Source organism: Anaerocolumna sedimenticola, from assembly GCF_009931695.1.
Classification (GTDB): Bacteria; Bacillota; Clostridia; order Lachnospirales; family Lachnospiraceae; genus Anaerocolumna; species Anaerocolumna sedimenticola.
The window spans coordinates 3884722-3905998 of the sequence record NZ_CP048000.1 but is presented as its reverse complement, the minus strand read 5'-3'; the positions used below and the strand labels follow the sequence as shown (position 1 = coordinate 3905998).

Annotated in this window: 22 protein-coding genes and 1 pseudogene; 19 read left to right on the top strand and 4 right to left on the bottom strand. The window is 33.7% G+C overall.

The genetic code is table 11. The features are described 5' to 3' along the window. The first annotated feature begins 47 nt into the window (after window positions 1–47). The 8 genes from rplU to rsfS all read left to right on the top strand — a co-directional run bounded on the left by rplU (window position 48) and on the right by rsfS (window position 4701). Window positions 48–356 carry a 50S ribosomal protein L21 gene (rplU, locus tag Ana3638_RS17375; RefSeq protein WP_161839166.1) on the top strand — a complete coding sequence of 103 codons (309 nt, stop codon included), beginning with the start codon at window positions 48–50 and terminating at the stop codon, window positions 354–356. 23 nt (window positions 357–379) lie between these two features. Then, complete coding sequence (locus Ana3638_RS17370) at window positions 380–697, top strand: ribosomal-processing cysteine protease Prp (protein ID WP_161839165.1); 318 nt, start codon at window positions 380–382, stop codon at window positions 695–697. A gap of 49 nt (window positions 698–746) precedes the next feature. Further along, on the top strand, window positions 747–1034 hold the full coding sequence (gene rpmA / locus Ana3638_RS17365; protein ID WP_161839164.1) for a 50S ribosomal protein L27: 288 nt from the start codon (window positions 747–749) through the stop codon (window positions 1032–1034). Window positions 1035–1205: 171 nt separating this feature from the next. Then, entirely contained in the window at window positions 1206–2492 is a 1287-nt protein-coding gene (gene obgE / locus Ana3638_RS17360; protein WP_161839163.1) for a GTPase ObgE, read from the top strand. 182 nt (window positions 2493–2674) lie between these two features. Next, the gene (gene yhbY / locus Ana3638_RS17355) at window positions 2675–2980 is read left to right on the top strand and encodes a ribosome assembly RNA-binding protein YhbY (RefSeq protein WP_161839162.1); all 306 of its coding nucleotides are present in this window, start codon (window positions 2675–2677) and stop codon (window positions 2978–2980) included. Between the two features lie 28 nt (window positions 2981–3008). Then, window positions 3009–3635: a nicotinate-nucleotide adenylyltransferase gene (gene nadD / locus Ana3638_RS17350; RefSeq protein WP_161839161.1), complete on the top strand. Its 627-nt coding sequence runs from the start codon at window positions 3009–3011 to the stop codon at window positions 3633–3635. Then, window positions 3625–4203 (top strand): bis(5'-nucleosyl)-tetraphosphatase (symmetrical) YqeK, encoded by a 579-nt coding sequence (gene yqeK / locus Ana3638_RS17345; RefSeq protein ID WP_161839160.1) that lies wholly within the window; start codon window positions 3625–3627, stop codon window positions 4201–4203. The genes nadD and yqeK overlap by 11 nt, the downstream gene beginning before the upstream one ends. A gap of 138 nt (window positions 4204–4341) precedes the next feature. Further along, the gene (gene rsfS / locus Ana3638_RS17340) at window positions 4342–4701 is read left to right on the top strand and encodes a ribosome silencing factor (RefSeq protein ID WP_161839159.1); all 360 of its coding nucleotides are present in this window, start codon (window positions 4342–4344) and stop codon (window positions 4699–4701) included. 173 nt (window positions 4702–4874) lie between these two features. Here rsfS and lexA read toward each other — a convergent pair whose 3' ends face one another. Continuing rightward, window positions 4875–5492: a transcriptional repressor LexA gene (gene lexA, locus Ana3638_RS17335; RefSeq protein ID WP_161839158.1), complete on the bottom strand. Its 618-nt coding sequence runs from the start codon at window positions 5490–5492 to the stop codon at window positions 4875–4877. 333 nt (window positions 5493–5825) lie between these two features. Here lexA and Ana3638_RS17330 point away from each other — a divergent pair, with 333 nt between their 5' ends. The 6 genes from Ana3638_RS17330 (at window position 5826) to Ana3638_RS17305 (ending at window position 11371) form a co-directional block, all read left to right on the top strand. Next, window positions 5826–6194: a LysM peptidoglycan-binding domain-containing protein gene (locus Ana3638_RS17330; RefSeq protein WP_161839157.1), complete on the top strand. Its 369-nt coding sequence runs from the start codon at window positions 5826–5828 to the stop codon at window positions 6192–6194. Between the two features lie 199 nt (window positions 6195–6393). Then, entirely contained in the window at window positions 6394–6870 is a 477-nt protein-coding gene (locus Ana3638_RS17325; RefSeq protein WP_330587631.1) for a hypothetical protein, read from the top strand. Between the two features lie 21 nt (window positions 6871–6891). After that, window positions 6892–7587: an NAD(P)H-dependent oxidoreductase gene (locus Ana3638_RS17320; RefSeq protein ID WP_161839156.1), complete on the top strand. Its 696-nt coding sequence runs from the start codon at window positions 6892–6894 to the stop codon at window positions 7585–7587. Window positions 7588–7603: 16 nt separating this feature from the next. Further along, window positions 7604–8395: a GNAT family N-acetyltransferase gene (locus Ana3638_RS17315; protein WP_161839155.1), complete on the top strand. Its 792-nt coding sequence runs from the start codon at window positions 7604–7606 to the stop codon at window positions 8393–8395. Window positions 8396–9066: 671 nt separating this feature from the next. Beyond that, window positions 9067–9768 carry a glycosyltransferase family 2 protein gene (locus Ana3638_RS17310; RefSeq protein WP_161839154.1) on the top strand — a complete coding sequence of 234 codons (702 nt, stop codon included), beginning with the start codon at window positions 9067–9069 and terminating at the stop codon, window positions 9766–9768. Between the two features lie 301 nt (window positions 9769–10069). Beyond that, window positions 10070–11371, top strand: a complete 1302-nt coding sequence (locus tag Ana3638_RS17305; RefSeq protein WP_161839153.1) for a glycosyltransferase family 1 protein — start codon at window positions 10070–10072, stop codon at window positions 11369–11371. Window positions 11372–11490: 119 nt separating this feature from the next. Here the strand turns inward: Ana3638_RS17305 and Ana3638_RS17300 are convergent. Next, window positions 11491–12335, bottom strand: a pseudogene (locus tag Ana3638_RS17300) (S8 family peptidase). Between the two features lie 528 nt (window positions 12336–12863). Here Ana3638_RS17300 and murA point away from each other — a divergent pair. Further along, complete coding sequence (murA, locus tag Ana3638_RS17295; protein ID WP_161839152.1) at window positions 12864–14174, top strand: UDP-N-acetylglucosamine 1-carboxyvinyltransferase; 1311 nt, start codon at window positions 12864–12866, stop codon at window positions 14172–14174. Between the two features lie 152 nt (window positions 14175–14326). Here murA and Ana3638_RS17290 read toward each other — a convergent pair whose 3' ends face one another. Beyond that, complete coding sequence (locus Ana3638_RS17290; protein WP_161839151.1) at window positions 14327–14944, bottom strand: hypothetical protein; 618 nt, start codon at window positions 14942–14944, stop codon at window positions 14327–14329. A 251-nt stretch (window positions 14945–15195) separates the two neighbouring features. On the opposite strand from Ana3638_RS17290, the gene Ana3638_RS17285 reads away from it, so the two are divergent. Both Ana3638_RS17285 and Ana3638_RS17280 read left to right on the top strand, forming a co-directional pair. Continuing rightward, window positions 15196–15708, top strand: a complete 513-nt coding sequence (locus tag Ana3638_RS17285; protein WP_202621508.1) for a GNAT family N-acetyltransferase — start codon at window positions 15196–15198, stop codon at window positions 15706–15708. 414 nt (window positions 15709–16122) lie between these two features. Then, window positions 16123–16623, top strand: a complete 501-nt coding sequence (locus Ana3638_RS17280) for a cupin domain-containing protein (protein ID WP_161839150.1) — start codon at window positions 16123–16125, stop codon at window positions 16621–16623. A gap of 380 nt (window positions 16624–17003) precedes the next feature. On the opposite strand, the gene Ana3638_RS17275 is transcribed toward Ana3638_RS17280, so the two are convergent. Next, window positions 17004–18053 carry a tyrosine-type recombinase/integrase gene (locus Ana3638_RS17275; RefSeq protein ID WP_161839149.1) on the bottom strand — a complete coding sequence of 350 codons (1050 nt, stop codon included), beginning with the start codon at window positions 18051–18053 and terminating at the stop codon, window positions 17004–17006. A 493-nt stretch (window positions 18054–18546) separates the two neighbouring features. On the opposite strand from Ana3638_RS17275, the gene Ana3638_RS17270 reads away from it, so the two are divergent. Continuing rightward, entirely contained in the window at window positions 18547–19359 is an 813-nt protein-coding gene (locus Ana3638_RS17270; protein ID WP_161839148.1) for a stalk domain-containing protein, read from the top strand. A 32-nt stretch (window positions 19360–19391) separates the two neighbouring features. Beyond that, window positions 19392–21170, top strand: a complete 1779-nt coding sequence (locus tag Ana3638_RS17265) for an N-acetylmuramoyl-L-alanine amidase family protein (RefSeq protein WP_161839147.1) — start codon at window positions 19392–19394, stop codon at window positions 21168–21170. Window positions 21171–21277: the final 107 nt, after the last annotated feature.

Below are 21277 nucleotides of genomic sequence, written 5' to 3'. Positions count from 1 at the left end.
AATAACAGATACCATAGTTGGCGAGTAATGATAATAGGAGGTGCCATATGTACGCAATTATAGCAACAGGTGGTAAACAGTACAAAGTAGCCGAAGGCGATATCATTAAAGTAGAAAAGCTTGGTGTAGAAGCTGGTTCAACTGTTTCATTTGATCAAGTTCTTGTAGTAAACAAGGGTGAATTAGTAGTAGGAAATCCTACTGTAGCTAATGCAACCGTTACAGCAACCGTTGTTGAAGAAGGTAAAAACAAAAAGGTTATCGTTTACAGATACAAGAGAAAAACCGGATATCACAAGAAAAACGGTCACAGACAGCCATATACTAAGGTTAAGATTGAAAAAATCAATGCATAATTAATACCACACAGGTAAGTGATATGATTAAAATATCCGTTTATAAGAATGCAGAAAGTAAAATTATTGGTTTCCGGTGCTTAGGACATGCAGGGTTTGCGGAAAGCGGACAGGATATTGTATGTGCGGCCGTATCGGCTCTGGTAATTAATACTGTGAATTCTATAGAACATTTTACTTCAGATACCTTTGATTATAAGGAAGATGAGAATAAAGGCGAGATAGATTTCAAGATTGTTTCAAAACTTAGTAATGAGTCAAGTTTATTATTGAACTCTTTATTTCTTGGTATACAAGGAATAAGAGAGGATTATGGTCAGGAATATATTAAGTTGATTTAGCAGGGTTGATGATCAATTCTGCAGCCAAACATTCAAGGAGGTGTAGGTTATGTTAAAGATGAACCTTCAATTTTTCGCTCATAAAAAGGGTGTTGGTTCTACTAAGAACGGTAGAGATTCCGAATCCAAAAGATTAGGTGCGAAAAGAGCTGACGGACAATTCGTTTTAGCTGGTAATATACTTTACAGACAACGTGGTACTAAAATTCATCCAGGCAATAACGTTGGACGTGGCGGAGATGATACATTATTCGCTTTAGTAGACGGTGTTGTTCGTTTCGAAAGAAAAGGCAGAGACAAGAAACAAGCTTCTGTTTATCCAGTAGAATCTAAATAATATGAGATGATTATGAACCCCAAATTCTTGATTAAATCATGAATATGGGGTTCATTTTTAGTTATATTAATAAATAATAACAAGTTACAAAAATTACTCGAAACGTATTTTTTCTTGTAATTATTGCTAAATCCGATTATAATAAAACACATGAAAAAGAGGTGAAATACAATGTTTGCAGATAGTGCTAAAATATATATACGTTCCGGAAAAGGCGGCGACGGCCATGTAAGTTTCCGCAGGGAATTATATGTACCTGCCGGCGGACCGGACGGTGGCGACGGTGGAAAAGGCGGTGATTTAATCTTTGAAGTGGATGAAGGTTTAAATACATTGTCAGATTTCCGTTTTGTAAAAAAATTCAGTGCCGAGGATGGCGAAAATGGTGGTAAAAAACGCTGTCATGGCAAGGATGGGGAAGATTTAGTCATTAAAGTTCCGGAAGGTACCGTAATTAAGGATACCGAAACCGGTAAAGTAATAGCCGATATGTCCCACGATAACCGGAGAGAAGTTATTTTAAGGGGCGGTAACGGCGGAAAAGGCAATCAGCATTATGCAACTCCCACCATGCAGGTTCCGAAATATGCTCAGCCCGGACAATCCGGTAAGGAATTAAACGTAACATTAGAGTTAAAAGTAATTGCCGATGTTGGTTTGGTTGGTTTTCCTAATGTAGGTAAATCAACACTTTTATCCAGGGTAACGAATGCAAGGCCGAAAATCGCCAACTATCATTTTACAACTCTTAATCCTAATTTAGGTGTAGTAGATCTAGAGGGCGGCGACGGCTTTGTAATGGCAGATATCCCGGGATTAATTGAGGGAGCTTCGGAAGGGATTGGTTTAGGCCATGAATTTTTAAAGCATATTGAACGTACCAAAGTTATTATCCATATGGTAGATGCAGCTTCTACGGAAGGAAGAGATTCAATAGAAGATATTAATACCATTAATGCAGAGTTAAAAGCTTATAATGAAGATTTGGCGCATCGGCCACAGGTAATTGCAGCAAACAAGCTGGATGTCTTGTATGGAGAAGAGGAAGAGCAGGCGGTAGCTAAGTTAAAAAATGAATTTGAACCAAAAGGAATTAGGGTATTTCCTATTTCTGCTGTCAGCGGAAAAGGAGTTAAGGAACTTCTTTATTATGTCAGGGAATTATTAGATTCTATCGATACGGCACCTGTTATTTTTGAACGGGAATTCTTCCCTGAAGAACTTGATTTCTCCAACGAGCCCTATACGGTAGTACAGGAAGAAGAGCACCTTTTTGCCGTGGAAGGACCAAGAATCGAGCGTATGCTTGGATATACCAACTTGGATTCAGAAAAAGGGTTTGAATTCTTCCAGCGTTTCTTAAAGGAAAGCGGAATTTTGGATGAATTGGAAGCCTTAAACATTCAGGAAGGCGATACGGTGAGAATGTACGGTCTTCATTTTGATTATTATAAGTAATAACTAATTGCGAAACACCATTGTTGCATATATATACCATGCTATTAATGCAATTTCGGAGCTGAATTTTGCCCATAGGGCAACTGAAGCTACGAAATTTGTATAAATTGTATGGTATATTCGGAAAACCGGATAGTTTCGCACTTACCTAATTATAAGTAAAAGAATAAGGAGATTAAATAATGACAAGTAAGCAAAGAGCTTATTTAAAAGGATTAGCAATGAATATTGATCCCATATATCAGGTTGGCAAGTCAAGTCTGACACCGGAAATTACAAAAGGTTTGGATGAAGCTTTAGAAGCCAGGGAATTAATAAAAATAAATGTATTAAAAAACTGTCTGGATGATCCGGGTGAAATAGCTCAGATTATAGCAGAAAGAACCCATTCTGAAGTAGTACAAGTCATAGGTAAAAAAATAGTTTTATATCGTGAATCTAAAGAGAAAAAGAAAATTGAACTTCCGGTTGACAAAAAGAAGAAATAATAATTGATTTGTACGAAAGGAAAGCCTGATGAGTAAAATAGGAATTATGGGTGGAACCTTTAATCCAATTCATTTCGCCCATTTGATATTGGCTGAAAATGCATATGATGAATGTAAACTGGATAAGGTACTTTTTATGCCATCCAAAAAACCGCCTCATAAGCTCCATGAGAGTATAGTAAAGGATGAGCACAGGGTTCAGATGATAGACCTGGCAATTAAAGATAATCCTCACTTTGAACTATCCTCATTAGAACTGGAACGGGAAGGCATCACTTATACAGCAGATACTTTGGCAGAATTAAATATAAAATATCCTATGGATGAGTTTTATTTTATTATGGGGGCGGATTCTTTATTTCAAATAGAGGATTGGTGGCATCCGCAAAATATATTTAGTCTGACCAATATTGTAGCAGCTGTAAGAGATCATGCAACCAGAAAAGAATTAGACAAGCAGGTTGACTATTTAGCAAATAAATATGAGGCAAAAATTCATTTATTAAGTACCCCAAATATGGATATTTCCTCTAAAATGCTCCGGCAAAATATAAGGTTAAACAAATCAATTCGGTATTATGTTCCGGATCAGGTGGTTCGATATATTACGGATCATAACCTGTATGCTATAGTGGAGGACAACAATGGAGTATGACATCTTAGCTTTACAGAAAAGTTTAACGGCAATTATGACAGAGAAGAGATTTTATCATTCTCTGGGCGTTCAAGGTATGAGTTTTGCTTTGGCAATTAAATACGGTTATGACATGGATAAAGCTAACTTAGCAGGTTTACTCCATGATTGTGCGAAAGATATGAAAGATGAGGAATTAATCGCAGAATGCAGAAAGTATAAACTGCCAATTACCGAGGTGGAAAATCGTAACGGGTTCTTGCTTCACGGCAAACTCGGCGCTTTTTATGCAGAGCATAAGTATGGTGTTACTGATACAGAGATCCTCTCGGCAATTTATTATCATACTACCGGTAAACCGGATATGACGCTACTGGAAATGATAATTTTTGTTGCCGATTATATAGAGCCAAACCGTTCTTCAAAACGGATTCCTGCATTAAATTCCATAAGGCAGACCGCATTTTACGATTTAAACAAGGCAACAGTTGATATACTGGAAAATACCCTTTCGTATTTGGAAAAAGAAGGTCAGGAAATTGACCAATTAACAGTAGATGCATATGAATATTATAAAATCAGAATATAGGATAGGTAATTGCGAAACAAGGCTATTGTATTTAAAAGGCAGCTGAAGCTGTGAAATTCGTATTAATTGTATGGTGTATCAGAAAACTATATCGTTTCGCAATCGCCTGAAAATATATGACATTGAAAGGAGATTTAAATGGATAAAATTTCGAAAGAGATAGCAAGGATTACTTATAATGCATTAGATGAAAAAAAAGCAGAAGATATTAAAGTGATAGAAATAGGTGATATAACCATTATCGCTGATTATTTTATTATAGCCAATGGTACCAACTCTTCGCAGGTTCAGGCATTAGTGGATAACGTACAACAGGTTTTGGCAAAACACGGATATGAGCCAAAACGAATTGAAGGAGTCCGTTCTGCAAGCTGGATTCTGTTAGACTATGGTGATGTTGTAGTTCATATATTTTCGAAAGAAGACCGTTTGTTCTATGATCTGGAACGAATCTGGAGGGATGGAAAAGTAGTGGAAAGAGAGCAACTGGAAGTATAAAGAAGTGTTTAGCAAAAGCTACTGATTACTATATGTATTTTTACGGCATTAAAAAAGCCCTGACCAATCAATAGAGTATCTACTCGAAAACTGGTTCAGGGCTTTAACTATGCGAGAAAGCAAATCAAGTATTTGTTAGCTTTACCGGCAAAGTTATATGTAATCTTACCGGACTATTGAAACATACGGAATAATCCAATTACTTTGCCCAATATATTTAATTCAGGAACAATAATCGGGTCCATGGTATCATTCTCAGGTTGTAATCGATAATAACCATTTTCTTTATAGAAAGTCTTTACGGTAACCGAATCCTCAATAAGTGCAACAACAATATCTCCGTTAGAAGCAGTGGACTGTCTCTGCACAAGAATTTTATCTCCGTCAAATATACCGACATTAATCATACTTTCGCCCTTAACCTTTAACATAAAGGTTTCTTCATTGGGCATATATTCTGTTGGAATGGGAAAATAGCCATCCAGATTCTCAACCGCTAATATAGGCTGTCCTGCGGTAATAGTTCCAACAATGGGTACATTAACAATCTCTCTTCTGGTTATATTAAAACCGTCGTCTATAATTTCAATTGCCCTGGGTTTTGACGGATCACGTCTGATATATCCATTTTTCTCAAGGGTTTCTAAGTGGGAATGTACGGAAGAAGTAGATTTTAATTTAACAGCCTCACATATTTCCCGTACAGCGGGCGGATAACCTCTGTTCACAATTTGTGATTTTAAATATTCTAAGATTTCTCTCTGCTTTGCACTTATCTTACCATAACTCATATAGTAACCTCCTAATTATTTAAATGATATCGAATTATCGAAAATCAGATGTTCTTTCATAGAATACTCATTAACTTATCCCATTAGATCATGGATATAAAACGTATTCATAATCTTGTTGCTCCAGTTGGAAAATACAAGCAAGCCTGCAATTCCCCGTTTCGCTTTCATTATATCATAGATTTTATTGAAATGCAAAACTTATGTTCGCTAATTTAATAAAATTTTCCGTAAATGGTATTGACAAACAAATGTTTGCTTTGTATAATTACAAATAAGAAAACGTTTGTTCGTATCATATGTTCGATTTATACATTATAAGGAGGTATTTCTATGACTTACAGAAATTATTATGAAATCAGGAAGATGAGATCTTTTTCAGCTAATTTAATAACATTTATAGAGAAAAGACGAGCTATGATTTTAATTGGATTACTGATAACTTGCAGTATAATACTTTCCTTAAGTATTATATCCACAAAAGTTACAGCAGAGCGTGCTGTAAACCGTGAAAAATATGTAACCAGTGTAAGGATAGAAAAAGGAGATTCTTTATGGAGTATTGCGAGTCAGTATATTACCGAGGAATACGATGATATGAATTCTTATATAGATGAGATTAAGTATAGTAATGGTTTAACTTCGGAAGTGATTCACGAAGGTAGTTATATTATTGTTCCTTACTATGCTGTAAAGAGGTAATTTGGGAATAATAATTATATCCAATTTATGATATATCAGTTGTATTTGTTTTGGTTATTTATATATTTGATAATAAAGAAGCGGGTTGTTAGGACGAATTTATTTCCAGGCAACTCGTTTTCCCTGTATCATTTTATCAACTATTATGTTATACTTTTTTATGAAAAATGTGGTTATAAGATCAGGGAGGGTTGTTAAAATGAAAACAGTTATACATGATTTGGAAAGCCAGGATTTTGAGAAGTATTTTCCGGATATAAGCGGCAGTATTAACGTTATTTCCGAAAATGCTCCGATATACAACTGCATCGGTTGTTTTGGTTGTTGGGTTAAAACTCCTGGAGCTTGTATTATCAGGGATTCCTATGGTGATATGGGAGAATTATTCTCAAAAAGTGAAGAAGTAATAATTATCAGTAAATGCTGTTACGGTTGTTATAGCCCCTTTATTAAAAATATTCTGGATAGAAGTATCTCCTATGTTCACCCATATTTTACTTTGCGTAACGGTGAGATGCACCACAAAAGCCGGTATGATAACAAGTTAAATCTGACCGTATATTTTTATGGATCGGACATAACCATAGCAGAACAAAAGACAGCAGAGAAGTTAGTTACAGCAAATGGGGTTAATTTGAATACACAAAAACCTCTGTTCGGTTTTTCAGAAAGTTAGATGAAATGGAGGGAATTAAATTTGAAGATAGCATTAATAAATGGTAGTCCAAAAATTAAGGATAGTGCATCAGGATATTTACTTAGTGAGGTTAAGGATTTTATAAAAGTCAACAATCAGGATGTCAGCGCAACTTTAGATGAAAAATTGGAAATGTATGAATTTGAAATACATAAACCGGAGATTGAAGAAGTGGAACTTAAGAAACTATATCAATGTAACATATTAATTTTTGCATTTCCTCTTTATGTAGATTCCATTCCATCCCATCTTTTAAACGTCCTGACTATCTTACAAAATTACTATACTACAAAGGGCAGTAGGAATGCTATAGTATATGCCCTTGTTAATTGCGGTTTTTATGAGGGAGTCCAAAATAAAATTGCACTGGAGATCATGCAGAATTGGACATATAAATCAGGCCTGACCTGGGGACAGGGAATAGGTATAGGTTCAGGTGGAATGCTGCTATCCGTAAAAAACATACCGGCAGGACGCGGCCCAAAAAAGAATTTAAGCATAGCTTTAGAACGTGTGTTAAAGCAGATTCAATCTAATCTAACTGGGTTGGAATCGAATTCTAATGAATTATCTGAGAATCTATATATTAATATGAATATTCCAAGATTCGCCTACATACAGGCAGCACATTTTGGCTGGAGAATGTCAGCGAAAGAACATGGGTTAAAACGAAGAGATTTGTTTAAACGGATGTAGAATAGGAGGAATAGATTTGATAGAACTTGAAAAAGGGAACCGATATAAAATAGAAAAATTTTTTATAACTATGCATGATACGGTGATTCTGACCTGCCTTCAGGGACATATGGGCAGAGCTTTTACCGATGATTTGCAAAATCCGGCCTGTGCTATGGTACAAGGCGGTGATTTTTGTTTCCTTAACGGTGATGCCACCAAAGAATCGACGAATCAGCTTATTAGCCAGATTCTTAATTTAACTGAACTTCCCTTAGCATTTGTAATAACAGATAATACTAAGATTGGAGATAAAATAGAACAGATTTATGGTGATAATTGCAAAAAAATCAAACGTTACAGTATTAAGAAAAAGAAAGATGAATTTAATATCGAATACCTTAGGTCTATCGTAAGAAAACTGCCAAATGAATATACTATATCACCAATCAATGAAATATGGTATGATGAAGCTCTTAAGGAAGCGTGGTCAAAAGACTTTGTTTCTAATTTTTTATCCAAAGAAGATTATTTAACCAGAGGTATTGGCAGGGTTATTACTTATAACGGCAAAATAATCAGCGGTGCTTCTTCCTATACAATTTATAATGACGGTATTGAAATTGAAATAGCAACCCGGGAAGAATTCAGAAATAAAGGTCTGGCCCAAATTGCCGGGGCAGCGTTAATTCTTGCCTGCCGTGAAAAAGGCTTATATCCAAGCTGGGATGCCGCGAATTTGACATCGGTTCATCTTGCAGAAAAACTAGGGTATGAGTATGATAAACCCTATGATACCTATATGCTTAGAAGAGGTGATATTTTATAACTTTTTTTATAACTTATTTCATTCTATCCTTATAGAATTACATTACATATGTAATATGTATTACTTAAGAAAATTATATTACTTATGTAAATTATATTACATAAGAAAATTATATTACTTATGCAAATCATATTACTTATATAAATTATATTTACTAATGCATTATATAGTGATTTAGAAGAATAAGTGTTACGGCAGCAAAAGATCATGAATTAATATAGATAGGAATAAGCTAAAAGACTTTTTATAAATACCCGGTATATTCGTAATAATTTAAATACGTTTCGTATTTAAGAATTACGATTATACCGGGTATTTTATTTCCGCGAAAGCAAAGTGGGATTTACAAGCTTACTTGCAATAACTCCCACGCGCATGCGAACCGAAGAAACTCCCAAAGCGTGTTTCTTCGGTTCGTCTTAACAAGCAATTTAGCTAACTGGAAATGTAATAATTGCATCTGATAGTAAATATAAATTTTTATCAGATTCCAGGGATTAACAGAAGAATCTTACATTTATCATGAATATAATAGATTAATATTAGATATTCGAAAGTAGATCAGGTAAAAATATGGATTTCAAAATAAATAAAATTAAAGACATGAAACAGCTCATAATCATTTTATTATATGGTAATACCACATCAGCCTGCATGCAATGGGTGTTAAAATGAAAAATAAACCTCTTGTAAGCGTTATTGTGCCGGTATATAAGGCTGAGAATTATCTATACCGTTGTGTGGAAAGTATTCGGAAACAAACTTATTCAAAACTGCAAATTATTCTTATTGATAACGGTTCCCCAGATAAATGCCCTGAAATATGTGAGAATTTTGCTAAATTGGATTCAAGAATTAAAGTAATTCATAAAGAATATGGAAGTATCTCTTCTGCCAGGAATGCCGGTTTAGACGTAATGACCGGCAGCTATGTTGCATTTATTCATTGTGAAGACTTTATTTACAAGGATTATTTAAAAACCCTGATTTTCTTATGCCTAAAATATAAAACAGATATTGCCGCCTGCGGCGTTTGTTATGGAAATGGCAGTAGTTTTCACCGTGTTTCTAAAAATGGAAAAATTTATGTTTATAACAATAAAGATGCGTTTATGAGCAGAAAAATAAAGTCGGGACTGGCAGGCAAATTATACAGAACAACCTTGTTTGCCAATGAAAGATTTCCGGTTAAGGAACAGGTTTCAGAAAATAAACAATTTAATTTCAGTGAGGAATCCTTAACTTATAAGCTGATTTACAAATCATATCTTGTAACATGTATTGATAAAAAATGTATTATAGTTTTCATAATCCATTTAACACAAATCAAAAGCCGAAACCATTTAATGTATCGGTATTTACCAATATTTTAGAGGAAAGAATAAACTTTTTTGAAAAACGAGATATTGGTTTATTAGATTTATCCTGGGAATATTATTGCATTTACTTAATGCGGCTTTACTCAAATTATAAGAAGGATAAGCATAACGAAAACAAGAAAGAAATCCTTAATTTATATAAAAAAGCTTATAAAAAAGTAAAACATAACCAAATTACACCCTTTTCTTATAAGATGATGTTTACTGCATTTTATGTTGCACCAGATAAATGTTCTCTTGCAGTAAAAAGGCTGCTTCAATTTACTTAAAATTTATGGAAAGGTTATGGTGTATTATGAAAGTGTTATTATTAACGGATGAAGTATGGAATGATACTGTTTATAAAAATAATATTCTCTCAAACTGGTTTAATGATTCGGCTTTTGAACTTGCAAATATATATTTAGCTCCCGGAGTACCGGAAAATAAGTGCTGCAGTAAATACTTTCAGATAACCGATAAGATGATGTTAAAAAGCCTACTTACCAAACAAAAAGCAGGTGTCAAATTTTCTACGTTAGATAAGGAGCAGGCTAAATATAAAATTAAGATAAATAAAAAAGAAAGTAATAAGTACTTAAGACCTCATAGGAAAACTGCTTCAGCCGAAACCATTCGTTTTTTTAATGATATTTTATGGATGAGGGGTAAGTTTGATAAAACCAGTCTTTCTTCCTTTATACAGGATTTTGATCCGGATATTATATTCAGTTTGCGGCAGGCTTCCAGAAAAATGCTAAACCTAGAAAGAGTAATAGCAAACCTTACGGATAAACCGATTGTAGTTTTTTCCGGAGATGATGAATATCTATTGGATCAATTTAAAATCTCACCTCTGTATTGGCTGCGGCGTTTTCATCTGAGAAAAGACCTGAGAAAAAACATGAAGTTTTACAGGAAATATTATACCCTCTCAGAGAAACAAGCAGATTTATATAAGGACATATTCAAAGTTGATACCGGTGTTTTAAGGAAAAGCGGTGAGTTCAGGGATAATTTTAACATTAAGGAAGTACATTTTCCTGTTAAATTAGTGTATGCAGGAAGTTTAAATAATAATCGATGGAAGATACTAATACAGATAAAAAAAGCACTTGAGAAAATGAATAAAAATACAACCAGAATGACTTTAAGTATTTATCCTTCAGATAAAATTACGAAACACCAAAAAAATCTGTTGGCAGACGGAATACAAACTTTTATTAAACCGCCGGTTACTGCTGATGAGTTTAAAAAGGTATATAGAAATGCAGATATTATCCTTCTTTTAGAAGCGTTTGATAAAAAAAACAGAAAACAAAAAAAATTTAATTTCTCTGAAAAAGTAGTTGATTGTCTGGCAAGTAATTGCTGTACTTTGGCCATCTGTCCTATTGATAATCCGGGTTATGAATACCTTAATAAACAAGATGCTGCCGTATGTATAGAAAATACCAGACGAATCTATGGAGCATTGAAAAAATTGTATCTTCAACATGCTATGATGTATGAATATCAGAAAAAAGCATGGGAATGCGGTATTTACAATCATAGGAAATCAGTGATCCAGGATAAACTATATAAGGACTTTAAAAATATCGTTGATACAAAGAACTGAAGCTGGCTTTAGCGGAAATCCTAAAAATGAACTGATTGATAAGATTTTACCTATCAATCAGTTCATTTATTTATGAATGGAGGATGATCATAATTCAATAGATTTTGTTAAGCGGAAATTTACTTCGACAGATCTAACATACCATTTCCTTCATTTCTTTTGTCCAAACCAAGAGAAGTAGTATGTTTTACTAATTGGGCGTAGATTTCAGTTTCCGTAAGAGTTCTGCCATATTCCTCTTCACACATATTTATAATTAAGGCTGCTGCACCGGAAACATGGGGTGTAGCCATTGACGTTCCACTTAATTTTGCATATTTACTGTCAAGGTAGGTTGATATGATTTCATTTCCCGGAGCTACTAAATCGACGTTATTATTGGAATTACTGTATTTGGTTATATTTTTATTAAAATCAATGGCCCCAACAGATAGAGCTTCATTATAAGCAGCCGGATAATTTAACTCATCCGTTTTATAATTGTTGTCCCCGTTATTACCGGAAGCGCAGATAACAAGAATATTATTATTAACTGCTTTTATTACAGCATCATGTAATTTGGGTACATCCGTACTTCCACCTAAGGACATGGAAATAATTCTGACCTTTTCACCCTTAGGACCACGCCACTTAATAGCATAATTAATAGCTTCAATAATATTTTGATAGTTTCCACCGCCGGATTTACCGAGTACCTTTAAAATCAGAAGTTTTGCCATAGGTGCAACCCCAAGAACCCGTTATTATTTTCCGTAGCAGCTATAGTACCGGCAACATGTGTGCCATGTCCGTTATTATCGGAAAAATTATTCGGGTCGCCATTAAAATCTTTTGTAAAGTTTCTCCCACCAATGATTCGGTCCCTTAAATCAGGGTGATCGATCTGGCAGCCTGTATCAATGACCGCAATAACAACCCCTTCCCCTTTCCGGCTTTTATCCCAGATTGCAGGAGCCTGAATCATCTGAACTCCTTGTGGTATCTCATTAACATTCTCTATGATTTCTTTAACCCTAAAGGGGACTAAACGTATTCTTTTTCTTTTCAGAAATATTTTAGATAGTTTAGACATTACAATATTCCTTTCCGGAATTATTTTTTATAAGAAGCTCCTAACATGTATTCATTTATACTTATATTACATTTGAAAATCACTTCTATAATTTGTAATTCCTTAAATGAATTTTAGTGATACCATATCACTATTATATTATATTAATAATTGTCGAAAAATGTTTCATTTTGAACTAATAAATAATTATAATAATACAGGTCAGAGCTGCCACAACGGACATCTAATTTAGTAATTATTTATTCCTTGTAAATATACATTGATTTATATGGTAAAAAATAGTAAAATTATTACATAAAATAATTGAATATCAGTAAAGATACTATATATTTCAAGAATGTTTAACGTATATTTCAATTTTGAATACTTATATTAAGAAAGGATTATTGCATTAAAAAGGGATTAGAGAGGTTATATATAATGATAAATAACAAAACTTATTTACAAGTTAATGGTGGTAAAGCACTGCGGGGAGAAGTAGAAATATGTGGTTCTAAGAATTCGATTTTAGCTTTAATACCGACCATGTGTTTAGGAAATGGTAAGGGAATGTTAACAAATATATCTGAAATATCTGATATTGATGCAATGAAAGGTATCTTAGATGAAATCGGTATACATTTGACATGTGAAAATAATACGGTAATAATCAAAGGAAATATGGTTTATTCAGATTTGAGTAAACAATATGTCTCTAAAATCAGGGCATCCAACTTATTTCTTGGTGTTTTACTGGCTAGATTCGGTAAGGCAACCGTACCTCTTTCAGGCGGAGATAAGATAGGCAACAGACCAATTGATATTCATTTGTATGTCTTTAATAAATTTGGAATTCATACGGAAATCATTGACGGATATGTGAAATGTGAGGCAACACAATTTCCTTATAAGGGTCAAAAAATATTCTTAAGATTTCCAAGTGTAGGTGCAACGGAAAATGCTATGTTAGTAGCAAGTGCAGCTGATAGTGAAACTATTATCTATAATGCTGCTATGGAACCAGAAATTGTGGATATGGCTATCTTATTTAACTCTATGGGCGTTAAAATATCTGGCGCAGGTACACCTGTCATTCATATTAAACCATCGGTAAAAAAATTAAAAAGAACAATTCATGAAGTTATGCCTGACCGGTTGGAAGTTGGGACATTCTTATTTATGATTGCGGCAACGAAAGGTTCCGGAATAATTAAAAATGTAATCCCAGAGCATTTGATATCAGTAATTACAATATTATCCGATTCGGGTGCAGATATAAAAGTAGATGAGAATACTATTCATATTGATGCAGCTAATTGCGAACTAAAACCGATCAATATTGATGCGTTGCCATTTCCTGGTTTTCCGACGGATTTACAACCATTTGCAACAGTTTATGCTTTAATTTGCAACGGTAAATCCACCATAAAAGATACGATTTTTCCGGTGAGGTTTAATCACTTATTTGAAATGAACCGAATGGGCATGGTATATGAAAGTCTGTATTCTCAGGTTATTATCGAGGGTATGCAAAAAATAACCGGAACAACTATGACAGGAACGGATATTAGAATGTGTGCGGCATTGGTTATGGCGGCATTGATTGCAGAAGGTGAATCAAAAATCTATGGATTAGAGCATATATTAAGAGGATACGATAATTTCTTTGAAAAACTTTTTGATTTGGGGGCAGATATTGCCGTTATTGATGAAGAAAATCCTGAAATAGATATTAAAACCCAATATATTTAGCAACTTCAGATTGCAAAGCGATAGCAGAAGAACAAAACAGCTTAATCTTTCTAAAACATAAATTGGAAAGGACTGTGCTGCATAATTCAAAATCTATTTTACATGGGCGAGAATATATCCTCTATTCCAAGCCAGATAAGTTTATTCCATTGCTACAGTCCTTTCTTACCCTGTTTAAAGAAGCTGAACAAGAAAAGCCGGGCTTTGGGGGGAATGCTCAATGTCTGGAAAATGGCATGCTCGACCCTCACTAACTGCCCTGGCTGGATTTCATTTAATGAAATCTGGTTATAGTTTTGATCTATGATGATTGTTTCTCCGGAGATGGTAAATATCATTTGATCGTTTATGTCATAAGGATTTCCCGTCGTGAGAAAGCCGTTCTCCTCATCGGTATTCACTACGCGGTCTGTCTTAACCATTACGGTAGGAGCCTCAGTATTGGCAATAATACGGAAAGCTCTCGTTTGAGGGGGAATGCTTCTCGTCATAGCAGATGAGAACTCTGCATCTACCGTAATACCCTCAGCCAGATCACAAAGGCAAAGAGTTTCACCGAATTGATTCATAATTATGGTATCTTTTCCTACGTTGAGTCTGAGGAAATCATTGTTTATCCGGTTTGTCCGGTCCTCAATTCCGTAAGATATCAGTACATATCCGGTTCTTTGATTTGTTTTATATACCTCCTCAATTAAGGCATTATCTATACGCAAGACATTGCCATTTTGAAACATTATTTCCTGAAAAAATCCATCGGTATAATCCATAAAATCCTCTAATTTGCATATTATTATGATTCTATTATATGCCGTATTCTAATAACTGGTATTCAACCATTATAATAATAATTTTAATAATATTTTTTGATTCGAGGGTCAAAAGCCCTTTAATCTTAGATATTATGAATATATATATTTACGATAGTAAATATTACGCCCGTATTCATTCAAAACAATAAATTGGGCTTTTTGACCAATCGGCAGAATAATAACGCTTTACAACAGCATGGAGGATTAAAATGAAAGTTAGTAGAATAAGCTTCAGAAAGGCTTGTATGGAAGACTTAGAATTCATTAATCAGCTTTTCCTGAAAGCAATAATAGAAATGAATAGGAAAGAGATACCTCAGTGGGATGAATTATATCCAAATAAAGAGGTCTTAAGTAATGACATTGAAGAAAATCAGCTGTTTGTCGGAGAAATCGATAGTCAAATTTGTTCCGTATTTGTTTTAAATCAGGAAGCAGATAAACAATATGTAAATGGGAATTGGAAATATCCAGATTCTCCCTTTTATGTAATACATCGTTTATGTGTCAACCCGGATTTTCAGAATCAGGGAATTGGTACAAGAACATTGCAATATATCGAAAACTTGCTGCTAAAGAAAGGAATAGAGGCTATTCGATTAGATGCTTTTTCATTAAACCCATATGCTCTTAAAATGTATAAGTCATTAGGATATAACATTGTAGGAGAGGCACATTGGAGAAAAGGAAAGTTTTATTTGATGGAAAAGTATATTATCTAATGGTGTAATTCCGGTTAATTTTTTTAAACGGATTTTTAAGTTTAGGAGGTAAAAAATATGAGTCTGTTAGAAAGAATAAAAGAATTAGGAGATTTTCACGGTATTGATTTTATCACATAAAGTTTGATGTAAAAAAATGTGAAGAATATTTTGAGAAACTGAACGAAGCCGGTAAACTTCATGTATGCGGTATGTGTTTGTATGTCTGTCCATATGGAGTATAGTGGTTCTAATAAGTAAACTATATATTATAATTACTTTTAGTCTATTTGTTGTAACAATACATTTATTCCAAAAGTTCATTGCTTGACCGTTGTTTTGTGCAAATATGTAATGTATAATATTACCATATAATTATATGCCATCATTAATTTACGAACTAGTCAATATTTATATTTTGGGAGGAATGTTATCATGCGAGAACTGGAAATAAAAAATGTAAAGACAGCACAGTACCGCGATTTCAATTTGAATCAGATTTATGACTACATCGGTAAGAATGAACAATTGTTCGAATTTCAAAGGAGTGAAAGTGTTTCGCCATACAGAAGTGGCGAGGGAAAACTCAGTGTTAACTTCTATATGTTACAACCAGGTAAAAGTAATTATCCATATCATCAGCATACAGGGAATGAAGAAGTTTTCTATATTATATCCGGGACTGCTACGTTAAAAACACCAAAAGGTGATATTGAAGTTTCTGAAGGTGATGTAATTGTAATGCCGCCAAATGAAAACGGCGCGCACATGTTGAGCAATAATTCAAATGAACCGCTTTTTTACCTTGATGTTCATACAGTAGGTACACCGGAAGTAGTTATCTATCCCAATACAGGCAAAGTGCGTATTATGGCTGGAGACATGCAAAAATCATTCAAAATTGAGTCGGAAGTTAACTATCTTGATGGAGAATAAGTTCATATTTGTAATATAAGCATATTGCTTTCCATTATCTGCATAAATTGATGTAACAAAATTAAAAAAAGATAGAGCAAGGTAAGAATTATTTTTTAAAAGGATATAACAAGGTTAGAACTATGATGGAAAATGAAATTAAGTCAATTGAACTATTTATTCCGTTCCGAAGGATTTTTAATATTGGTACGCAATTAAAAGGAGGGAAAAAAATATCCCTCATTCAATCATATCCATATACAAATATTATTATCTATAGAGCTTTTTAACTATAAAGTTCAATTTTTATAAAATATTAACAATATTATTTTTAAGTTTTCATAACAATAAAGTCCATTATTTGGTAATTTTTTAAATTTTCTTTTCAGTTATCGGGAATCTTATTTTTCCCTTAACTTAACCTTACTTGCAGCACTCCTGCGCCTGGTATCTTCAATGGCGGCATAGTGTTTTTTCGTTGTATTTACATCTTTATGGCCTAAGACGTCGGCTACCAGATAAATATCTCCGGTTTCCCGATAAAGGCTTGTACCATAGGTGCTTCTTAATTTATGAGGAGTGATTTTTTTAAGTCTGGTAACCAATCCGGCATATTTTTTGACCAGGTTTTCAACTGCTTTTACACTGATTCTTTTTTTCTGAATGGATAAAAACAGGGCATTCTCACTGCCGGTCGCCGGAATAACAGCTTCCCGTTCCAGTAAATAATTTTCTAAGGCCTCCTGTACTTCATCACCAAAATAGATAATAGATTCGTATCCACCCTTACGCCTGATTTTAATACCGTCATTATTAAAATCCACATCATTGATGTCCAAGCCGACACATTCGCTGACACGAATACCGGTTCCTAACAGGAGCGTAATAATTGCCAAATCCCTTACCTTTGTTTTATTATGATACTTTTGCTGGGATTTTGTCATGTTTTCTCCGGATTCAACTTCATCTAACATTTTTGCAACTTCATCAATATCAAGCCGGATAATTTCTTTTTGATGGAGTTTGGGTATATCGACTAGTGCGGCAGGATTATACTGAATCATTTCTCTCTTATAAAAGTAATTATAAAAGCTTCGTAAAGATATTAATTTTCTTTTCTTGCCATTTTCCTGGTTTAAGATTTTCACATCCCCTTTTTGGTAGTAGGAGAGATACTCTAAATATTCTTCAATATCAATAGGTTTAATCTGATCTAATATTTCAACTTTTAAATCTCTGATGGAAGTCTTCTTAAATAAAGGATTGGAGTTATATAAAAACTGGAAGAAAACTCTTAAATCATAGGCATAGGCAATTCTTGTCAACGAAGAAGTTGTTGGCTCTATGCCACGGAAAAAGTCGCCGCAGAAACGAGGGAGTTCTGCTATGATTTCACGTAACCTTACTGTATTTTCAATATTTTTTTGGTCATGATAATTATTCTCAACCATTTCTGCTATCCTTTCTATGAAATTTCATAATTATTGTAATTATAACATAATTTTAATAATTTGACCATAAAATTGAAAATCAACAATAAAATGACATACTTTTAACACTATTTAACAGTATTGTTTAAATGTATTAGGTATATTATGCAAAATGAACAAAGAAATGATGTAATAGTTTTTGATTTACTAATGGGAGGTGTTAATAGTTAAAGTAGTTACAAAAGATAAAAAGATGATATCTGAATAATCACTAAAGAAAAAACTGGTAATGAAAGCATAAAAAGTAATACGGTCTGCTATAATAGCGGTCGTCTTATGGAATAAGAGAAATAGGAAACGATGAAAATGTAATGCCCTGAAACTTGTTAATACATGAATCGGATAGCATGATATTATATTACATTTACTTACGGCACATATTTATTCTACCGTAAGCAGTCTATTTTTTATGCTATTGCAAAGTAATGATAAAATACAAAAGGATGATTTAAATATGTATAGGAAATGTAACAATTTAAAATTTTTGCTGATTTTAGCAGTTGTGCTGGTGTGTTTACCGGTTACAAGTGCACTGGCTGCAACAAAACTTAACTTATATTATTATGGGTCAAATAAGAATGTAACCTATACAGGTCAACAGGTTAAATATACATATAATGGCTCAACTATTAATATGAGAAATACTCCTGGGATCATTTTTGACGGCACTTCCCTGGCTCCCTTTAACGATGTTTTCGTTAAATCTGCTATTAAAATGAATTATAAATATGATGACACAAAAGGTAAGCTGACCTTATCCCAGAACGGTACAACTTTAGTTTTAACTGCAGGAAGTAAAAAGGCAACCTTAAACGGAAAATCCGTTACTTTGTCTTTAGCCCCCATGAAAGTTAAATATAAAGATCAGAAAGTTACCAAGCTCTTAGTTCCTGCAAGATATGTTGCAGAGACTTTTGGTTATAAATATGACTGGAACAGCTCTACTTCAACCGCTTCCATAACATCACCGATGCATCTATATTATAATAATAAAAATGTATCTTATAATGGGACCTTGGGTAAAGTTACCATTGACGGCAAATCAGTAAATTTAGGTTCTATGCCAAGTATTATTATTGATAATACGGCGATGCTCCGTGCATATCAAGTATTCAGTGCATCTTCCATCAAGGCTGGTTATTCTTATAACAGCAGTACGAAAGTAGTAACACTTAGGCTAAACGACACTGTTGTTAAGCTGACGCTTGGAAGTAAAACCGCTTTGGTAAACGGTAAATCCCGTACGATGGATACCGCCCTCTGTTAGTTGAGAATAAAGATTCGAAAGTATCTTATGTCATGGTTCCGGGAAGTTTTGTTTCCTCTTATCTGGGTTACGATTATACATGGAATTCCTCAACCAAAACTTCGGTTATTACGTCAAGAGCACCGGAAGATGAGGATGACCAGGATGGTGAAGATGGTCCTGAATTAGGCGGTGATCCTGTACCGGACTCTGTTGCTTTTAATTGGGGTATCTCATCTGACTATACAGAAGAATATAACAAAGCAAACAGCCATAATACTGCATCCGAAATTTCGGACGATAATGATACGTCTTCTAATATTACTTCAATAAAAATGGATTCTCCATTCAGCAGCAACATTGAAGTATATGCCATTAATTCCTATGCACCTTTTGGTAAGTCTACTGTTAAGATTAATGATCAAACATTGAATCTTCATATTAATAATTCTTATCTTGAAGAAAGTGATACGAAAGAATACAGTTTAGGCGGTAAATTAACCGATCATATCACAGCTACAACCGATCATTCCGATTTATCTACCGACATAGATTTTGATTTAATGGATCCGAATACCAGTTATGAATTATCATTATCTGATGATAAATGTACTTTATACCTGACTTTATATCCTAACTACATTTCTAATATTGAGGCAGGTACACAAGCTGGTAATGATTATGTTAAGATTACCGGTTTGAGAGAACTTAATGTTGATTTAACAGAAAATGGCAATATTATTTCTTTGGAAATACCTAATACAATTAACAGTGTAGGAGAGCAGTATTTAAATACAGCTCTTAACACCCTGCAATCCGTAACCAGCACCTCTACTGATGGCAATACTACTAAGATTATTTTAGAAACATCCGGTTCAGCCAATTATGAAGTAACTAATACCGGTAATACATATTTACTTACTTTTACCGAAGAAAGTTCCAACGATAATTTGGATTACGCTTTACAGATTAAAATTCCGGATGAAGTATTTTATTCTGAAATAACCAATGAAGACCTTTATTATAATAATCAAATCGTTCTTCGTATACCTGGTGATTATAGGGATCTATATAATACTTATCCAATCGATTCCTCTAATAGTGTAATAAGTGATATTTCTGTCGGTTATAAAAATGATATGACCGAAATAGTTATCGGTACAACTAAACTTCAGGGATATAAATTAAAAGATCTGGGTGGATATATTGGAGTAGCTCTCGGTAATCCAAGAGATATCTATAAAAATATTGTCGTATTGGATGCCGGACATGGCGGAACCGATCCGGGTGCAAGCCGTAAATTAAATGGTGTGACCATTAATGAAAAAGATTTAAACTTTAAAATTATGTATGAATTGACTCAGAAATATTTTAATGCTGAAGATTCTGAAATAAAAGCATATTATTCCAGATATAATAATACGAAAGTTGATTTATATGAAAGAGCAGCTTTTGCAAAAAAAGTTGGAGCTGACTTATTTATCAGTCTTCATATGAATGCAAATATTAACACATCACCAAAGGGAACCGAAATTTATTATACCGGTTCTAATAAAGCAACTACGGATAATGGATTAAACAGCAAAATTTTAGCTAATATGTTCTTAAATTCATTGCCTGGTAAAATCGGTACAGATAAGAGATATATCAGTGATAAAAACCTTGCAGTATGCAGAGAGAATACAGTACCTGCTATATTAATTGAATTAGGTTTTATGTCTAATACAAGCGATTTGAAAAAAATAACAGATTCTGATTTTCAGGAAAAATCTGCAGAAGCAATTTATGATATATTATGTGATGTATTTAGTTCTTATCCCACTGGAAGATAAATAATAGAAATGCCTGTCAACAAAAGTCAAAAGAGTCTATTCTTAATAATTTATTTGACTTTAAATGGCAGGCTTTTCAAGATACACAATATTTTATTTGGAATAAT